Here is a 17,463-nt window from a genome sequence, read left to right on the forward strand (position 1 = left end):
GAGGAAGAGATCATGGAAAAGTTTTTGAGCAGGCCGACATTCATCAGACCGGCGCCGGGATCCGTCAGATGCAGCGGGAACAGGGACCGAATGTGACAGGGACGGAAAGGATTCTGCCAATATTCTGCCAATATGCTGATGAATTATGGAGTGAAAACAATGAAAAAAGTACAGATTATCCCCCTGATTTTGCTGTTAAGCCTTTCTTTCTTTACGGGCTGTTCCTCCTCTTCCAAGACAACCGATGCTTCCGGGGCGAGCTCCGAGGGAAGCGCGGGTACGGTTTCCGGCGCCTCCGCTTCCGAAAGCTCCGGCAAGGTAAGGAAAATAAAGATTTCGTTTGGCCAAACCGGCAAACCCTACGGCTATGTGGACGATAACGGGAATGCGACCGGATACGATATTGAGGCTTTAAGGCTCGTGGACGGCCTGCTTCCCGACTACGAATTTGAATATGTCCCGACGGATTCGCAGGACGCGTGGACGGGAACCCGCGAAGGAAAATACCAGGTCGCGGTGACCAACAGCTTTTGGACGCAGGAGCGCGCCCGGAATTATATTATCCCTGAAGAGAACCTGGGCGGCTCGATCGGCGGACTGATCGTCCGGAAGGAGAACAAGGACGTCAAAAGCTTTTCCGACGCCGCCAAAAAGGGCCTGAAGCTCGTGCCCATCAAGGCGGGCGACGGCTGGCAGTATGTAGTGGAAAGCTATAACAAGGAAAATCCCCAGAACCAGATCAAGCTGGAGCTTTCGGACAGCCAGGATTGGACGGCGGGCTTTACCTATGTGGCTGAAGGCAGATATGACGTCTTCGGAACCATCAAAAGCAGCTTTGCAACCAACGTCGCCGATTCAAAGGGCGACCTCCACAATCTGGCCGACAAGCTGGTGTGCAATGAGTTTACAACCATTAAAACCTATACGCTCATCAATAAAAATGAGACCGATTTGGCTAAGCAGGTGAATGATGCCCTGAAAACCCTGAAGAAAGGCGATAAGCTGGTACAGTTTTCCGAACAATTCTATGGGGAAAATGTTTTCCGCTATTTAAAATGATATGCCTGACCGCGGAAGCCGGAAGAAGGTCATTTGGGAATATCCTCTTTTGGCTTCCAGTAAAGTCCACGCTAAAGGAAGTGATACCATGTTCCAGTTCCGGACAGACCGATTCTTTGAATCATTTCCAAAAATATTTGCCAGTCTGGGCCTTACATTCTCCATCGTGCTGCTTTCCATCCTTTTCGGAAGCGCTTTAGGCCTGATGCTGGCCTGGATGAAATTGGGCAAAAACGCGGTGCTGAAAAAGGCCGCATTCGGATACACGACCATCTTGCGCTGCACGCCGACGCTGGTTCTTATTTTTATTATTTACTACGGGCTGCCCAAACTGGTCCGGTCTCTGTTTGGAATCGATATCAATGACTGGTCGAGATTCTTCTTTATTGTCGTTTCCTTTTCGCTGTACTGCGGAAATATCCTGTCCGAAGTGATGCGTTCCGCCTACGAAGCCGTCGGGAAAGGACAGTTTGAAGCGGCCGCTACCGTCGGGCTGACGGGCTTTCAGGCTTTTCGAAGGATCATCTTTCCGCAGGCGTTTTATATTTCGCTTCCGAATGTGGGGAATTCTCTGATCGGAATGCTCAAGGAAAGCTCGCTGGCGTCGACGATCGGGCTGAATGAGATTACCGGCACGGCAGCTCTTATCATCGCCAGAAGAAACGGGAGCTGCACTCTGGAAACCTACCTCGCCCTTGCGCTCATTTACTGGGCAATCTGTGTTCTTATTGAACAGCTTGTCAAACAGTCTGAAAATCATTTCGGCCGCTTTCATCAGCCGGTAAAGAAGGAAGTCTGATATGAACTGGGAATTTTCACTGTCCACATTAAAGCTGGCGCTGGGCGGGCTTCCCGTAACGTTGATGATTACTGCGATAACGTTCATTATCTCCACGCCTTTGGCTTTCCTGATCGCGATAGTGCGGCTAAAGGAAATTCACGTTATCGACAAGATCTGCAAGGTTTACATTTCTTTTATCCGCGGAACGCCGATGCTTGTGCAGATCTATGTGATTTACACCGCCATGCCAAGCATTTTGTCGGGAGTATTCCAATCCTTCCATATCCCCATCCGGATTTTCGATGTAAACCCTATTCTGTATGCGTTTATCGTGTTCGTTTTGAATATAGCCGCGACCATGTCGGAAATTCTGCGCTCCGCGCTTGGGACGGTAAACAAAGGCCAGTTGGAAGCGGCCTACACAGCCGGGCTTACCTCTTTCCAGGGATACCGCAGGATTGTGATTCCTCAGGCGCTGGTTTCAGCGATTCCAAATTTATGTACGCTGACAACGGGCCTTATCAAGGGAACGTCTTTGGTTTTCGCCATGGGGATACTGGACGTCACGGCAATTGCGAAAATACAGGCAAGCAGCGGCTACTATTTTATTGAAGCCTATCTTGACATCTTTCTGATCTATCTGGTCCTGTGCTTTTCGATCGAGAAAATTTTCAGCCTGATAGAATGGAAACTGAAGAACCATCCAAAAATCATGTTTCCGGTCTGGAGCAGGAGGGATTGCTATGCTCAAAGTAAATAACGTCAGCAAAGCCTTCGGGAAAAACGAAGTTTTACAAAACGTCAGTATCCGGATAGACAAGGGCGACGTAGTCGTCATTATCGGCCCCAGCGGTTCCGGGAAGACCACTTTGCTGAGATGCATCAGCTTCCTGGAAAAGGCGGATCAGGGCGAGATCGAAATTGGGGACCTGAGAGCAGACCTTGCGGAAGCCTCCAAAAAACAGATGCTGGCCATCCGGCGCAGAATGGCTTTCGTGTTCCAGAACTACAATTTATTCAATAACAAGACCGCTCTCGAAAACGTTGTCGAGGGGTTGATCACCGCGCGGAAAATGCCCAAAGGCGAAGCCGTTGAAACCGGGAAAAAAGCGCTGGACCGCGTCCATCTCTCTCAAAAATATGATTTCTACCCGAATCAGCTCTCCGGCGGGCAGCAGCAGAGGGTTGGAATCGCACGGGCGGTAGCGGTGAACCCCGACGTGATTCTATTCGACGAGCCGACATCCGCGCTGGACCCCGAACTGACCGGGGAAGTTCTGTCCGTTATGAAGGACCTCGCGGGGGACGGGACCACCATGCTGGTGGTAACGCATGAAATATCCTTCGCGGAGGATGTCGCCAACCGGATCGTGTTTTTTGAAGGCGGAAACATTGTTGAAGAGGGAGCACCGAATGTTATTCTGTTCCGGCCGGAAAAAGACCGCACAAAGCAGTTCCTGAAAGGCAGGTTTGCCCTGATGTAGCGCAGCCGGACGCAAAACGGACCGCTTGAACAAGTTTTATGACAGTACAGATTTCAAATTGGAAGTAATTAAGAGGAGATAATTCTATGCCGTTGAGACAAATCGCTATTTATGGGAAAGGCGGGATCGGGAAATCCACTACCACGCAGAATCTCACCGCGGCCCTGGCACAACTGGGGAAGAAAATTATGGTGGTGGGCTGCGACCCGAAGGCGGATTCCACAAGGCTTCTGTTGGGCGGCCTTGCACAGAAAACCGTGCTCGATACGCTCAGAGAGCATGGAGAAAACGTCCAGCTGAATACGATCATGCGGGAAGGGTACAGCGGGATCCGCTGCGTGGAATCCGGCGGCCCCGAGCCGGGAGTGGGCTGCGCGGGACGCGGCATTATCACGGCGATCGGCATGCTTGAAAATTTGGGAGCCTATACAGAAGACCTGAATTATGTGTTTTACGACGTTCTCGGAGACGTCGTCTGCGGCGGCTTCGCCATGCCGATCCGGGAAGGCAAAGCGAAGGAGATTTATATTGTGGCAAGCGGGGAAATGATGTCGCTGTATGCCGCAAATAACATTTCGAAGGGAATCCGGAGATATGCCGAAAGAGGCGGGGTCAGGCTTGGGGGAATCATCTGCAACAGCCGGAATGTCGATCGCGAGCTGGACTTGCTACGCGCCTTTTCCAAAGAGCTGGGCACGCAGCTGATTCATTTTATCCCGAGAGACAACATTGTGCAGCGGGCTGAAATCAAAAGGCAGACGGTAATCCAGTACAGCCCGGAGTCGGCGCAGGCGGAGGAGTACAGACAGCTGGCCCAAAAAGTTGAAGAAAACGATCTGTTTGTCATCCCGCGTCCAATGACGCAGGAACGGCTGGAAGAAATACTTTTACACTACGGCCTCATGGATTCACTTCAGGACGATTACCGGATTTAACAAGGCGATTCCCGCAAAAGATGTTTCATTCTATACGTTATGTGTTGTTTTCGAGAATCGAACACAGTCAGAGGGATATGAAAAATGGAAGAGACGTTTTATGAAAGAATGTCAAGGCTGGTAAAGGACTTCACTGGGATCGATCATCGGAGCGAAACAGCCGGCCTGCGTGAAAACACCAGACTGGTGCGCGGCTATTCTGGCGTTGAAGAGCGCACGGGGGCCGTTTCCACTCCGATTTATCAGAGCGCGACGTTTGTGCACCCGGGCTTTGACCGGACGACGGGGTTCGGCTACAGCCGATGCGGAAATCCCACCCGTCTGGAGCTGGAGAATACGCTTGCGATGCTGGAGCACGGAAAAAAAGCGTGGGCGTTTTCCAGCGGAATGTCGGCAATATCGATCGCCGTCAAACTGTTTCAGCCGGGCGATCAGATCCTCGTTTCAGATGATTTGTACGGGGGGACTTACCGGTTATTCAACGATTACTATTATGGCAAATACGGAATCAAGTTCGACTATATCGACACATCCAGTCTGCCGGAGATCAAAAACGCATTAAAGCCGGAAACAAAAGCGATTTTTGTGGAAACCCCTTCGAATCCCACCATGAAGGTCACGGATTTGCAGGCGGTTTCCGATCTGATTCACGGACAGAACGGACTGCTGATTGTCGACAACACGTTTTTGTCCCCGTATTTTCAAAAGCCGGTCGACTTCGGCGCGGACATAGTGGTCCACAGCGGGACAAAATATCTCGGCGGCCACAACGATGTTCTCTGCGGTTTTTTGGTCGTGAAAGATGAAAGCCTGATCGAACCGGTTTTTAAAGCCTCGATGGCGGAAGGCGGCACGCTGGACCCGTTTGACAGCTGGCTTGTTCTGCGGAGCATAAAAACCCTGGGGATAAGGCTTGAAAAACAGCAGGCGAATGCCTTTGAAATTTATAAGTTTCTAAAGACGAGCGACAAGGTCGAAAAAATCTATTATGTCGGCGACCCGGACCATGAGGGCTATGAAATTTCCCGCAGGCAAACGACAGGGTTCGGCGGAATGATTTCATTCAGCGTAAAAGATGCCGAGACCGTCCCCGATCTGCTGAATCATTTGCGGCTGATTCTGTTTGCGGAGAGCCTGGGCGGCGTTGAGAGCCTGATCACTTTTCCGCTGATGCAGACCCACGGGGAAATTCCGGAAGCGCTCAGAAATAAACTGGGAATCAACGACCGCCTGCTTCGGCTGTCGGTCGGAATAGAAGATGCTCAGGATCTGATTGAGGATCTGGAGCAGGCCCTGAGATAACAGGACGAAAACGCACGGGAGCGGCAGGCGCCCGGAAACGCGCAGGAAACCACACTTTACTTTCCCGTTCGGCCAGGAGGAACAACGGCAATCCGGTTTACGCTGATGATGCGAAACAGGTCGTTGAGCCTCATCGTCAGGCCGATGACAGGTCCCCAGGAAGGGAAGATGCGCGTCTTATGAAAAATGGGGTAACGCTCCAGAAGCTTCAGACGAAGCCCCCATTCTTCAAGGTCGCCGGCGTCCCGGATTCCCCATTTCATTTCCGCTCTCCGGATCCCGCATTTCCGGACCATCCGGCTCGCCAGACGGATGCCGGACGGCGCGATGGCGTCGAATACGATCTCCGCCCCTGGGAACCGTCCTGCAATCATGGTGAAAAATCTGCGGACCTGTTTTTCGTCGAAATACATCAGCACGCCTCCGACCAGAAAAAGGATTCCGTCCTGAGGGACCGCGATGTCATTGAAAAAGCTTTCGTCGAACATAGACTTCGGGATGCTGTTCGTTTCCCGGCTTTCGGGAATCAGCATGCTGCGCAGATGAATTACCTGCGGGACGTCCAGATCATACCATTTGATTTTTCCGTTGTTCACCCGGCTGAAGGTCGTGTCAAGGCCCGCGCCGATGTTTACGACGACGGCCCGGGGATGCCGCTGAATGAAATCGCGTATCATGGAATCAAACTCGCGTGCGCGGATGGCAAGGGTCAGAATCTGAAAACGCCGGATTTGGGAACGGAACCTGGTAAAATCATAGTCGATCCTGTCGATCAGGTCTGCGGATACACGGTCTTTAAGGACAGGGTCCTTCATCCTTGCTTCCTCCGCGCGCCCCCATAATGGGAGCAAAAGCGTTTCGTTTACGCTTCTCAAATCGATTTTCACTTTTTCGCCGCTCACCATCATACTCACCTTACCATAGACTCAGCCGTATATATGTTTGCTGAAGTAGCGGTCGCCGCGATCCGGCAGGATCGCCACCAGGTCGCTGCCTTCAGGCGCTTTTAACGCCGCCTTTCTGGCCGCTGAAAGAGCGGCCCCGGACGACGTTCCCGCCAATATTCCTTCCCTGCCCGCGAGCAGCCGGAGCTCCTTAAACGCCTCCTCGTCCCCGACTTTATAAACCTGGTCCACAAGCGACATATCCATGGTGCCGGGCATAAAAGTGTTGCCGATCCCCTCAATGGCGTAGCAGCCGGGCTCCCCGCCGCCCATGGTGGAACCGACCGGGTCCGCCATGACGACTTTTACCGCCGCGTTCTGTTCCTTCAGATATTTCGCCGCGCCGGAGAGAGTCCCCCCGCTGCCCGCGCCCGCAACCAGAATATCCACCTTTCCGTCCAGGTCCTTCCAGATCTCCGGTCCGGTGGTGCGATAGTGAGCCAGCGGATTCGCCGGATTTTCAAATTGGCTGAGCGTGACCGGGTGTTCAATCCGCTTTTTCAGTTCCTCCACTTTTTCGATCGCACCCTGCATTCCCTTTTCCAGCGGCGTATGGACAATTTCCGCCCCGTAGGCTTTCATGATGGTTTGTTTCTCCTCCGAGAATTTTTCCGGTACGGCGAAGATCACCCGGTATCCCCTTCCCAACGCCGCGAGCGCAATGCCGATCCCGGCGTTGCCCGCCGTCGCTTCCAAGATAGTATATCCCGGCTTCAACAGGCCGCGCTCCTCGGCGTCACTTACCAAAGCGGACCCCATGCGGTCCTTTACGCTTCCGCCCGGATTGAACAGCTCCAGTTTTGCAAACACATTCACTCCGCCGCGAAAATCCATATGGTTCAGCTTTAAAAGAGGCGTATGGCCGATCATTTCGCGCACATCATTGTAATATGTCATTTTGACTCCCCCACAATCGCCTGCCCGAACGCCTGGGAAAGGTCGTCGGCAAGGTCTTTTTTATCTTCAATGCCAACCGAGAGACGCACCAGGTTGTCGACGATGCCGACTTTCTGACGGATCTCACAGGGGATGGAAGCGTGCGTCATGCTGGCCGGATGACACACGAGCGACTCCACTCCGCCGAGGCTTTCGGCAAGGGCGATCAGCCTGACGCTTCGGAAGAACGTATGGATATCGTATCGGCCGGAAAGCACGAAAGAGATCATTGCGCCCGCGCCGGACGCCTGTCTTTTCTGGATCTCGTACCCCGGGAAATCTTCAAAACCCGGATAGTAGACTTTGGCGACAGCGTCGTGATTCCGAAGAAAATCGGCCAGATAGGAGGCGTTTTCCAGGTGACGGTCCATGCGGACGGACAGGGTTTTGATCCCGCGGATCAACAGCCAGGAGTCAAAGGGACCCAGCACCCCGCCGGTGGCGTTCTGCAGAAAGCCGAGCCGCTCCGCCGTTTCCGCGTCCCTGACCGCGACAAGGCCGGCGACGAGGTCGCTGTGGCCGCCGAGATATTTCGTCGCGCTGTGCACCACGATATCCGCGCCCAGATTCAGCGGTTTCTGTAAGTACGGCGTCATGAACGTGTTGTCGACGATCATTTTAAGGCCGTGCCGGCGGGCAATCTCCGACGCCGCTGCGAGATCCGTAATCGTCAGAAGCGGATTCGCCGGGCTTTCGACGATCAGCGCCTTTACATTCTCCGCAATCCGGCTTTCGAGCAGCTGAAGATCAGACGTATCCACAATCTCATAGGTCAGCCCGAAGTTTTTGAACACTTTGTCGAGCACACGGAACGTGCCGCCGTAGACATTGCTGGAAATGATGATTTTATCGCCGCTTTGAAACAGCGACAGAACCGCTGTAATTGCCGCCATTCCGGACGCGAACGCGAATCCCGCCGCTCCGCCTTCCAGTTCGGCGATCAGTCTTTCCAGCGATTCCCGGGTCGGGTTTCCTGTGCGGGAATACTCATAGCCGCTGTTCTCCCCCAGCCCGCTCTGCCGATAGGTGGAGGTCTGGTAAATCGGCACGCTGACCGCTCCCGTTTTGGAATCTCCGTCAATCCCGCCGTGAATCAGAGCTGTTGCAAAACTTTGCTGCATCTCATGGTCATTCCTTTCAAATAATACACCGATTTAGTGAACTTTAAATTGTATAGAAAAGGGCCGGGCGGCAATTCACCGCCCGGCCTTATCTCAACGCAACGATCCCGCCTAAGAAAGGTTATGACAGCAAATCAGCCTTTTCCCCACAGCAAAGCCAAGCGGACAGCAACAACACGCCGCGGCAGCTTTCCGTGAGAAAAAGCGATTTTCCATAATTCCTTTCTCCTCTTTAAATTAAGTATAGTATATATATATGTTATGTTAGTATTTATGTTACAACTATTCGTCCGCTTTGTCAAGAGAAAATTGCTTGACAAGGAGGGAAATATAATATATATTACATATATTAATAGTATGTATAGAGGTAAATATGAGAGCGGGAACAAAGGTTGAAAAAAAGGCAGAAAACAGCTGTGCGGACCTGAAGGGTTTTGCAATTCCATCCGTGACCGGGGAACGGATGTATGCCTGTTTCTTTAAACCGTATGGAGATGGGCCCCGGCCCACAGTGCTCCTGCTTCATGGCTACCCGGGAGACGAAAACAATTACGACCTTGCCCACGCCTTTCAACGGGCCGGTTATTCGACGGTTATTTTCCACTATCGCGGAACGTGGGGAAGCGAAGGGTTGTTCAGTTTGTCCCATGTCCTGGAAGACGTATCGTCGGCGCTTGATTTTATCAGGAATCACTCCGGTGAGAATACATATCAGTTTGACGCGGATCGACTCGTTTTAATCGGACACAGCATGGGAGGATTTGCGGCCCTGGAAACGGCGGCAAACACATCGGGGCTTCTCGGCGTCGGGGCAATCGCCGCTTTCGACTTTTCTCTCGCCGCGGAAAATTCAAAGCTGCGGGACGCAATACGGCAGGAGTTTTCGAACTATGCTCCCGTCCGCAGAATTGAGCTTGGCAGTCTTATAAACGAGATCGGCGAAAATGCGGAAAAATGGAATTTCTCTCAATTGGCCGACAAGTTGTCAAATCTGCCCGTTTGTCTGATTGGCGCGGCACACGACATGATTTCCGTCCCGAAGTATCATTTGTTTCCTCTGCGCCAGTCGCTCGACCGTATTCAGAATCCGGGAATCACTTTTCACATGCTGGATGACGGACATTGTCTGAGCGGTACACGAATTGAACTCGCGGACCTTCTACTGGATTGGACCGATGGTTTATTAAATAAATAGCTTTATGCAAACAGGGCCTGCTCTTCTACAGAGGGCAGGCCTTTGCTGTGCTGCAAAAGACATCTGGACTGCATTTCTATGAATGGAACAGGCGGACGGGATCAAGCCAAATTATATTGCCGGCAAAATTGCTTTTTTCATAACTTCCGTATATATTGTGAATAGAGAAGTCCAACGATGCAAATCGTCTTCATAAAATCTTAAGATTTTCATAAGGAAAATGAAAGGATTCCCTTTTGTCTTTTGCCTTATGATTACTTACGGAAGTTTGGGGAAAAGGAGTGGCAACCGTATGGGTGTCGATATCTTAGTCGCAGACGATGAACAGGCCATAGCGGATCTGGTGGAAGTAGTGAAAAATTGCCGCTGTTGCTGATGAAACAATTCATGATTTGCCGGACAAACCAAAACGGCAGCATTCATCACGCAGCCGGCCAGCATTGCGGCAATGGCCGAAAGTACTCGACAGCGCCCACATCGCGGTTTTTGCTTTTCATCATCCGCTCCATGTGATATACTGTGACTTGTCCCACCATTTCAGACAGGAGGATTTTGTCATGAGCAATGAAACCGCAAAAACAATGGAAGAGGCATACGAGCCGGAACAGGCGCAGGTAAAAAAATGGTCGGCGTTCGTGGAATCCGACGCCGTGAACTTCTTTACGGCAAACAAGATCGAAAAGATGACGATTGAGGACGGCAGTGGCAATAAGGCAAAGCTATCGAGGACAAAGGACGGCGGCATCAAGGTTGACTCTACCTCTTCGGTGATTCTCTAAGCCTGATTAAAATAAATATAAAAGCGTTACAATACCCCTGATGTCATGCAGCAGACATCAGGGGTATTGTCATTCTGGGAGCTGCCCCAACTCTTTCAGAATATCCGCAAATTCCTGATCTTCCTTTAAAAAATCAAAGGCCGGATTTTTTGCTATCATCTGGCGGACACAGCGGTTCAGGTAGCCTTTGGACTGAGCAGATTCGTGCATTTCAATACTGTCGTAAAAAGGGCTCACCTTTACCGCATCGAGATCAGCGGGCATCCGCGCGCAGTTTATGAACTCATGAAGCGCATCCAGCGTTTCCCTTTCCTGTTTCTGCTCCGCGTGGCACTGCGCAATCATCAGATAGTGATTTAAGTCCTGGCCGTAAATTTTATCTCTGTCAAACATCTTTGAAAGCTGCAGGCTTAGGTTTTCCATCCGCAGCGCAAGCGGATAATCCTGATTCTTTTTCGCAATATTGGCAAGCGTGCCGAGGGCGATATTGCAGCCGAACGCATGTGTGGCAAGCAGATACTGCGCCATCTGCTTTGACTTTTCGTAATTTCCCATGGCGTAATAGATGGAGACTTTTATCTGATCCGGTTCGATTTCAGAACTGTGAATGTTGTCAAGCGCCTTTAAAGCGTCCTCATATCGTTCCTGCTGCATCAGAAGGGCGCTGAGGCTGTGCCACGCTTCTTCCCGGATTTGAATGTCGTCACTTTTAGCAGCATCCCGCATCAGAGTTTCCGCACGGCTTAGCAGATTGGCGGCAGCATCTTCCGTTCCCGCACAGGGAATGTGCATCATAAAGACATTGCCCATCCTCAGTTTCAGGAGCGGACTGTTTGGATATTCCCTGATATATTTCTCCCCAAAGGAAACCGCATTTTCATAGTCGGAGGCTTCAAACAGTTTTGCGCATTGATCGCAGATTTCTATCGCCCGATCCTTCGACAGCTGCGGTTCGAAGCCCAGCAAATCGTCAACCGTGACACCCAGCAGCCGGGCAGCGGGAGCAAGCAGAGTGATATCGGGATATGCGCCGCCCGTTTCCCATTTCGACACGGCGGCGATAGAAACTCCAAGCGCGGTAGCGAGTTGATCCTGGGTTAAGCCCATGGCTTTTCTTTTGTTCTGAATATTTTTACCGATGGATAATTCCATGTGGATTCCTCACTTTCCGAGAAGGCCTTTCCCGATTATCAGTATAGCGGATCCTTCGGAATCCCGCAATGGAAACGTATTTGACTTTTATCATTCATTTTTTAACCGCCGGTTGAATGATTCAGCCAATCCGACATTTTGTACCCGCGCTTAATCAGCGCAATCTTTTCGGCATGGCTCAGCTTTTTGAGCGCGGCTTCCCGTCTGAGAGCTTCGCTTTTCGTTGCAAAGCGTTCCTGATAGACCAGCGTGACCGGCAGACGGGAGCGGGTATATTTTGCGCCTTTTCCGCGGCTATGCATGGCGGCGCGCCGATACGGATCCGTCGTATAGCCGCTGTAGATCGTGCCGTCCGAACAGCGCAGCATATATGCGTAATACCCGGCCTTTTTTGCATTTTTCATCTGCCCGGCTACCGCGCGGTGATAATCAGACTTTCCATTTCGGCCTCTATTTTTCCAATGTTGGAGTTTGCCTGAGATCTCATCGATTCAAGCCGTTGAACGGCGTCACGGACCTGGCTTTGCACATGAGAAACGCTTTCCTGCGACTGGTCGATTTTCGACTGCATGAACCAGTCCGCGATCAGCCCGTCAAAGAAAAAATCCGCAAATTTGGCGAAGCCGCCCGTTTCAATGTGAATGTCGGAACGGATTCGAACGTCGGCTAACTCAGCGTGAAACTGCCTCAGCAGCCGCTGTGCGTTTTCGGTTTCCTCTTTTGCGTCGTCAATATGGGAGTGCTTTGCAAGGTCGGAGATCAGCCCTCCGCCGAGAAGGTCCCAGGTTCCCCAGCCTTCTGCATGGCCGAGGCTGTTTTGAATCCGGTCCAGGCTGGCCAATGCTTCCTTACCGGCGGATGCTGCTTCCTCGATTTCTTTCAGATTTATCCTTTCACTGTTTATTTGGTTTGACAGTTCCAGAATTTTTTGGGCGGACGCACCGCTTTCTTTCACGATACGTTCTTTTTTATCGGCATAAAGAGCGTCGAAATCGCGCTGACAATTTACATAATTCAGCCGTTCCGCAGAAAGTTTTGAAATCTGATCTTGTATATTATCCAAATCTCTGATAGCCTGATCGTATTTTAGCTTCGCAGCAAAAGCTTCCGCCTGTTCTTTTTCAACACGTTCTTCCAATTTCCCAAACAGGGAATAAAAGACAGAGGCGATACTTTTATTTTCCATTTTGTCGACATCACAGTTTTCCTTTTCCAAAACGACCTTGAGCCCGGCAGCTTTGCGGTTTAATTGCGACTGTTGATTTTGCAGATCCTGAAGCACGGCATCAATCTTGTGCAACCGCGCAATTCCCTGTTGAGCAGATCGTATTTTCTCATTTATTGCAGAATCCATTTTTTATACCCTCCTAATCGAATGGAAGCTGAACGTGTTCAGACCTGCGCGCTGCGATGATTTGACCAATATAGTCTCTCGCACCTGAGCCGTTCCGCGTAAACAGATAACCGTAAACAAAAAGGCCCACGAAACAATTAGGTTTCGTGAGCCTTGTGGTGCCAAAATTCATAATGCTGCAGCCATCACCTGCCATTGACAAATCCTTATTAGGAGTCGACGACTGTGCAAACCAAAAGTAGAAAGTATGATGAAAACCTATTTCACCCTTACCCCGGCGTGGTCACGATTGAACAATTCATAGATTATATTCTTAGTGTTCATTATAGCAAATCCAAAAAGACATTGCAAGTTGAAATATGAGGGAGGCTCAGAAAATGTGTAGGATCATTGTTGCCGCAGCGCAAAAGGGCGGCGTCGGTAAAATGAGCACGGTCCGCAATCTTTCCCAGTCCCTCTCGGAACTGGGAAAGCGTGTTCTTGCCGTGGACTTTGACCCTCAGTTCAGCCTCGCCATTTGTTTCGGGGTTGACTCTGATAAGCTGAAACCTACATCTGCCAACCTCATGACCGCCATGCTTGAGGATGAAGAACTTACGCAAAAGAAGGATTTTCTTCTCCATATGAAAAGGCCGAGATTTAAGCTTCACCAGGCCAACTTGGCCCAAAGTTAAATACCTGACGGGACGGTTGCGAATCACTTGATTCCAATCGCGCAGATGTTTTTTGATCTTCTATCAAGTCATTATCGGCTTTGAATCAATCCATGTCATCCCGCAGCGCGTCGATGATGTTTTCTTTTTTGATCTTGCTGACGGCATACATCATAGTGACAAAGATGACCAGAAACACGCTGAACACGCTGATTCCGATACTGGCCCACGGCAGCACAAAATTGATACCGTCGATTCCTTTGTAGATCAACCAGGAGAAGATGACCGCCAGGGGAAGCCCGACAAGCAGCGCCTTCACCCCATAAAAGGCGCACTCATATCGCATCATTTTATTGAAATCGCGATCGGACATCCCCACGGAGCGGAGCATGGCAAGCTCCCGCCGGCGCAGCTTGATATTCGTGGAAATCGTGTTAAACACATTGGCAACCGCAATCAGCGAAATCATAATGATAAGCTTCCTTCCCGGAAATGTAAGGGTCGTGCTGACCGAGTTTCTTGTCTCCGCCCATGCGGTTCCCGACAGCAAGAGCAAGCGTGTCGCCCACCTTAAACTGAACGCCGCCCTTTGTCATGACGCTCCCCGAAACAACAATCTCCCCGCCGCTTTTCGGCAGCCTGCCGGAAAGCAGCGTGATGGGCAGGGCATCAAAGGTTTTCTTGTTGAATCCGGCTATAAAAAGATACGGCTTGTTGGAATTTGTACCGCCGTCAAGTTTTGCGTAGCCGATATTTTCGAATGTTTCGGTATTTGCAACTCTGTCGTTGCTTGCTTGTTTCGCCACGAAAGAAGAATCCACATCCTCAAATTTGACGTGCCAGCCGCCGTATTTTTGAGCCTCGCCGTTTGCCATATAGTTCAGCAGGGAAACGCCAAAGGTGGCGACTGCCGTAATCAGGGCGGCGGACAGAACAACTCCTATCACCGTTACAATCGTTCGTGTGCGGCTTTTTTTCATGCTTTGCAGGGCAACTTTATGAAAGATGTTCATTATCGTGCCACCTGACTCTCATCCCGCACCACTTTTCCATCCGCGATGGTAATAATGCGGTTTGCCTGCAGGGCGATATTTTCATCGTGGGTGACGAGAAGCAGGGTCTGCCCATATTTTTGATTGCTTTCTTTCAGCAGTTTGATGATCTCATGCCCATTTTGGCTGTCCAGACTGCCCGTGGGTTCGTCGGCAAGCATGACGGCCGGGGCATTCATCAAAGCGCGGCCGATGGCCACGCGCTGCTGCTGGCCGCCCGAAAGCTGATTGGGTAAATGCGTTTTGCGGTCTTGCAGCCCAAGTAGTTCCAACAAGTCGTTCAGCCGTTCCTCGTTGACCTTCCGTTTGTCCATCAAGATAGGCAAGGTGATGTTTTCCACCACATTCAGAGTAGGAATGAGGTTGTGAAACTGGTAAATCAGCCCGACCTGCCGTCTGCGGAAGATGGCAAGTTTTTCGTTGCTTTGGGCATAGACATCCTGCCCTTCCAGATATACCTTCCCGCCGGTCGGCACGTCCACGCCCGCGATGGCGTGCAGCAAGGTGGATTTACCGGAACCGGAGGAACCAATAATCGCGGTAAACTCTCCTCTTTCGATTGTAAGCGAAACATGGTTAAGCGCGGCAACCCGGTTCTCACCCTTGCCGTAGACCTTGCATAAATCTTCTGTTTTTAAAAACTCCATTATGTGAGTCTCCTTTTTCATGCTTTACCCATATAATAAAGCTTTCAACTTACATCCCTGTGACTTTTCGGTGAGAGATCCGTCACTTTGGAAAACGAATCGCAAAGAGCGCGCCGCCCTGCGGGTGATTTTTTGCGGTGATCGTCCCGCCCTGCCGGGTAATGATGCTTTTACAGAGCGCGAGTCCAATCCCGTACCCCGTGGCGCCTGCGTTTTTCCCGCGATAAAAACGATCAAACAGATGGGGCAGCTCTTCTTTTTCAAACCCCGCGCCGCTGTCATGGAGGGTAATCTCGATAAAAAGCGGGTTGTCCTCACAGGAGATAACGATTTTTCCGTGGTTGCCCGCGCTTTCCATACAATTTTTGAGAAGATTTTGAACTGCCTCCGAAAGCCAGCTCAAATCGCCTTGCAGCACCGCCCCTTTCGGCACGTCGGTTTTCAGCGCGATATCATGCAATTCCATCGAAATCAGAAGCGGGCGGACCGCTGCGCCTATCAAGTCACCCGCCTCGATCCGCTCGTTTTGAAACACGACAATACCCGCGTCCAAACGGGATAATTTCAACAGCGAGGTAACCAGCCAATCCATCTGTGCAAACAGTTCCTCATTTTCCCGCAACAGGGCCTGCCGCTCATTTTCGCCGGGGTTCTTCTTCAGTAGGGACAGAATCAGATTTGCGGAGGTAAGCGGGGTGCGAAGCTGATGGGCAATGTCGGCCAGCGACTCGGCAAGATGTTCTTTTTCTTTTCTCAGCGCGTCGTTTTGTTCCCGAATTCGAAGCGTCATTTTGGTGATCTCGCTTTGCAGAATGGAAAGTTCACCCTCGTCCGATTCGCCGATATACAGATGGTCCGCATTATGAAGCACAAGATCGATTTGCTCTGAAATCCGCGCAATGCTTTGATATCGGGCTTTGGTAAATACAAAAAACGCTGCCCCAAAAGCGGCGGCGGAAGCAATGGCAAGGGTTCCAGCCGCCGTGTTGATTGCAAATCCCAGCGTCCCAGAAGCGGCGGCTATTAAGAAGATCAAAATGGCAAACTGCCGGAACTCTCTATTCCGAAGCATAGCCGTCCCCCAATCGATATCCTGTCCCGCGAACGGTCTGAATGATTTGCGGGCTTGCGGGGTCGTTCTCGATCTTCTCCCGCAGACGTTTGATGTACACGGTCAACGTATTGTCATTGACAAACTCGCCCGCAGCGTCCCACAGCTCGTCAAGCAGCCTGCTCCTTGTAATGATGCTTTTGGGGTTGTTAATAAACACCAGCAGCAAGCGGTATTCCAAGGCGGAAAGAAAAACTTCGCGTCCGTCCTTTTTCACGACGCCGCTTGCCATATCGACAGAAAGCCCGCGGATTTCAAAAGCCGATGGAGAACGTTCGCTTTTTCTCAGGGCGGTTCTGATTCGCGCGATCAGTTCACGCGGACGAAAAGGCTTGGTGATATAGTCGTCCGCGCCCATGTTCAGCCCGGTAACAACACTCGCCTCATCGCCGGAAGCCGTCAGAAAGAGTACGGGAATATCCTGCGTTTCTTTGATTTCCGCGCAAACCGTAAAGCCGTTTCCGTCAGGCAAAGAGAGATCAACGAGCGCCAGGTCAAATTTATTCCCGGCAAGCGCGGCAAGGGCTTCCCTTTGCGTAGAGACATGGGTAACTGTAAATCCCTCAGAGCGGAGCAAAAGCGCAAGATTCTTGGCGATTTCCTTATCGTCCTCAACCAAAAATATTCTTGGCATTAGTCAGGACCCCGTTTCCTTAGGGCTTTTCAAATCGATGAACTGATTCTCTCTTTCTATTTCCTCATTAGTCAATACATTCATCTCCTACAATTAAGTAGTGTAAACTCAGAGAAAGGGGAAATCAAGTCAAGTTTTCTCGGCCAGTCAGTCTGTCGTTATTCGGCGGGCTTTTTTATTTCTAAATCTCAAAGGAGGAAATTTTCACGCCCGTACAAACTTAAAGACAGCTCCCGTAAGGGAAGACAACGTTCATCTGCAAGACTTCTTGGACATGATCTCGCCCTCGGTAATCAAATTCCAGACTGATTACTTCATCTGTGG

At 50.9% G+C, this 17,463-nt stretch carries 19 protein-coding genes and 1 pseudogene; 9 read left to right on the forward strand and 11 right to left on the reverse strand.

Annotation, left to right across the window (positions count from 1 at the left end; translation table 11 throughout):
* Window positions 1-159: 159 nt before the first annotated feature.
* The 6 genes from EQM14_RS11935 (at window position 160) to EQM14_RS11960 (ending at window position 5,561) form a co-directional block, all read left to right on the forward strand.
* Window positions 160-1,059, forward strand: a complete 900-nt coding sequence (locus EQM14_RS11935; protein WP_164919071.1) for a transporter substrate-binding domain-containing protein — start codon at window positions 160-162, stop codon at window positions 1,057-1,059.
* An 88-nt stretch (window positions 1,060-1,147) separates the two neighbouring features.
* Window positions 1,148-1,858, forward strand: a complete 711-nt coding sequence (locus EQM14_RS11940) for an amino acid ABC transporter permease (RefSeq protein ID WP_128743284.1) — start codon at window positions 1,148-1,150, stop codon at window positions 1,856-1,858.
* A gap of 1 nt (window position 1,859) precedes the next feature.
* Window positions 1,860-2,600, forward strand: a complete 741-nt coding sequence (locus EQM14_RS11945; RefSeq protein ID WP_128743286.1) for an amino acid ABC transporter permease — start codon at window positions 1,860-1,862, stop codon at window positions 2,598-2,600.
* Complete coding sequence (locus tag EQM14_RS11950) at window positions 2,584-3,324, forward strand: amino acid ABC transporter ATP-binding protein (RefSeq protein ID WP_128743288.1); 741 nt, start codon at window positions 2,584-2,586, stop codon at window positions 3,322-3,324. The genes EQM14_RS11945 and EQM14_RS11950 overlap by 17 nt, the downstream gene beginning before the upstream one ends.
* A gap of 86 nt (window positions 3,325-3,410) precedes the next feature.
* Window positions 3,411-4,259, forward strand: a complete 849-nt coding sequence (gene nifH, locus EQM14_RS11955) for a nitrogenase iron protein (RefSeq protein ID WP_128743290.1) — start codon at window positions 3,411-3,413, stop codon at window positions 4,257-4,259.
* An 84-nt stretch (window positions 4,260-4,343) separates the two neighbouring features.
* Window positions 4,344-5,561, forward strand: a complete 1,218-nt coding sequence (locus tag EQM14_RS11960) for a trans-sulfuration enzyme family protein (protein WP_243112519.1) — start codon at window positions 4,344-4,346, stop codon at window positions 5,559-5,561.
* A 56-nt stretch (window positions 5,562-5,617) separates the two neighbouring features.
* On the opposite strand, the gene EQM14_RS11965 is transcribed toward EQM14_RS11960, so the two are convergent.
* The 3 genes from EQM14_RS11965 to EQM14_RS11975 are packed head-to-tail and all read right to left on the reverse strand — an operon-like array spanning window position 5,618 to window position 8,562.
* A complete protein-coding gene (locus EQM14_RS11965) occupies window positions 5,618-6,469 on the reverse strand; it encodes a class I SAM-dependent methyltransferase (RefSeq protein ID WP_326975689.1) in 852 nt (283 codons plus the stop codon).
* An 18-nt stretch (window positions 6,470-6,487) separates the two neighbouring features.
* Complete coding sequence (locus EQM14_RS11970) at window positions 6,488-7,402, reverse strand: PLP-dependent cysteine synthase family protein (protein ID WP_128743294.1); 915 nt, start codon at window positions 7,400-7,402, stop codon at window positions 6,488-6,490.
* Complete coding sequence (locus EQM14_RS11975; RefSeq protein WP_128743296.1) at window positions 7,399-8,562, reverse strand: trans-sulfuration enzyme family protein; 1,164 nt, start codon at window positions 8,560-8,562, stop codon at window positions 7,399-7,401. The genes EQM14_RS11970 and EQM14_RS11975 overlap by 4 nt, the downstream gene beginning before the upstream one ends.
* Before the next feature lie 373 nt (window positions 8,563-8,935).
* Between EQM14_RS11975 and EQM14_RS11980 the strand changes: the two genes are divergently transcribed.
* Together EQM14_RS11980 and EQM14_RS11985 are read left to right on the forward strand one after the other, a co-directional pair.
* On the forward strand, window positions 8,936-9,757 hold the full coding sequence (locus EQM14_RS11980; protein WP_128743297.1) for an alpha/beta hydrolase family protein: 822 nt from the start codon (window positions 8,936-8,938) through the stop codon (window positions 9,755-9,757).
* 557 nt (window positions 9,758-10,314) lie between these two features.
* Window positions 10,315-10,536 (forward strand): hypothetical protein, encoded by a 222-nt coding sequence (locus EQM14_RS11985; RefSeq protein WP_243112520.1) that lies wholly within the window; start codon window positions 10,315-10,317, stop codon window positions 10,534-10,536.
* Window positions 10,537-10,605: 69 nt separating this feature from the next.
* Here the strand turns inward: EQM14_RS11985 and EQM14_RS11990 are convergent, their stop codons facing one another.
* The 3 genes from EQM14_RS11990 to EQM14_RS12000 form a co-directional block, all read right to left on the reverse strand.
* Window positions 10,606-11,688 (reverse strand): helix-turn-helix domain-containing protein, encoded by a 1,083-nt coding sequence (locus EQM14_RS11990; protein WP_128743299.1) that lies wholly within the window; start codon window positions 11,686-11,688, stop codon window positions 10,606-10,608.
* Window positions 11,689-11,789: 101 nt separating this feature from the next.
* Window positions 11,790-12,092, reverse strand: a complete 303-nt coding sequence (locus EQM14_RS11995; protein WP_128743301.1) for a GIY-YIG nuclease family protein — start codon at window positions 12,090-12,092, stop codon at window positions 11,790-11,792.
* Window positions 12,093-12,100: 8 nt separating this feature from the next.
* On the reverse strand, window positions 12,101-13,042 hold the full coding sequence (locus EQM14_RS12000) for a hypothetical protein (RefSeq protein WP_128743303.1): 942 nt from the start codon (window positions 13,040-13,042) through the stop codon (window positions 12,101-12,103).
* Between the two features lie 377 nt (window positions 13,043-13,419).
* On the opposite strand from EQM14_RS12000, the gene EQM14_RS12005 reads away from it, so the two are divergent.
* Complete coding sequence (locus tag EQM14_RS12005) at window positions 13,420-13,716, forward strand: ParA family protein (protein ID WP_128743305.1); 297 nt, start codon at window positions 13,420-13,422, stop codon at window positions 13,714-13,716.
* A gap of 85 nt (window positions 13,717-13,801) precedes the next feature.
* On the opposite strand, the gene EQM14_RS12010 is transcribed toward EQM14_RS12005, so the two are convergent.
* The 5 genes and pseudogenes from EQM14_RS12010 to EQM14_RS12030 form a co-directional block, all read right to left on the reverse strand.
* Complete coding sequence (locus EQM14_RS12010) at window positions 13,802-14,164, reverse strand: ABC transporter permease (RefSeq protein WP_128743307.1); 363 nt, start codon at window positions 14,162-14,164, stop codon at window positions 13,802-13,804.
* Between the two features lie 10 nt (window positions 14,165-14,174).
* Window positions 14,175-14,708: pseudogene (locus EQM14_RS12015) on the reverse strand (ABC transporter permease); the annotation flags it as partial.
* On the reverse strand, window positions 14,708-15,394 hold the full coding sequence (locus tag EQM14_RS12020; RefSeq protein ID WP_128743310.1) for an ABC transporter ATP-binding protein: 687 nt from the start codon (window positions 15,392-15,394) through the stop codon (window positions 14,708-14,710). The gene EQM14_RS12020 and the pseudogene EQM14_RS12015, both read right to left, overlap by 1 nt.
* Before the next feature lie 82 nt (window positions 15,395-15,476).
* Window positions 15,477-16,466: a sensor histidine kinase gene (locus EQM14_RS12025; protein WP_128743312.1), complete on the reverse strand. Its 990-nt coding sequence runs from the start codon at window positions 16,464-16,466 to the stop codon at window positions 15,477-15,479.
* Complete coding sequence (locus EQM14_RS12030) at window positions 16,453-17,139, reverse strand: response regulator transcription factor (RefSeq protein WP_128743314.1); 687 nt, start codon at window positions 17,137-17,139, stop codon at window positions 16,453-16,455. The genes EQM14_RS12025 and EQM14_RS12030 overlap by 14 nt, the downstream gene beginning before the upstream one ends.
* Between the last annotated feature and the right edge of the window lie 324 nt (window positions 17,140-17,463).

It is taken from the genome of Caproiciproducens sp. NJN-50 (assembly GCF_004103755.1).
GTDB lineage: Bacteria > Bacillota > Clostridia > Oscillospirales > Acutalibacteraceae > Caproicibacter.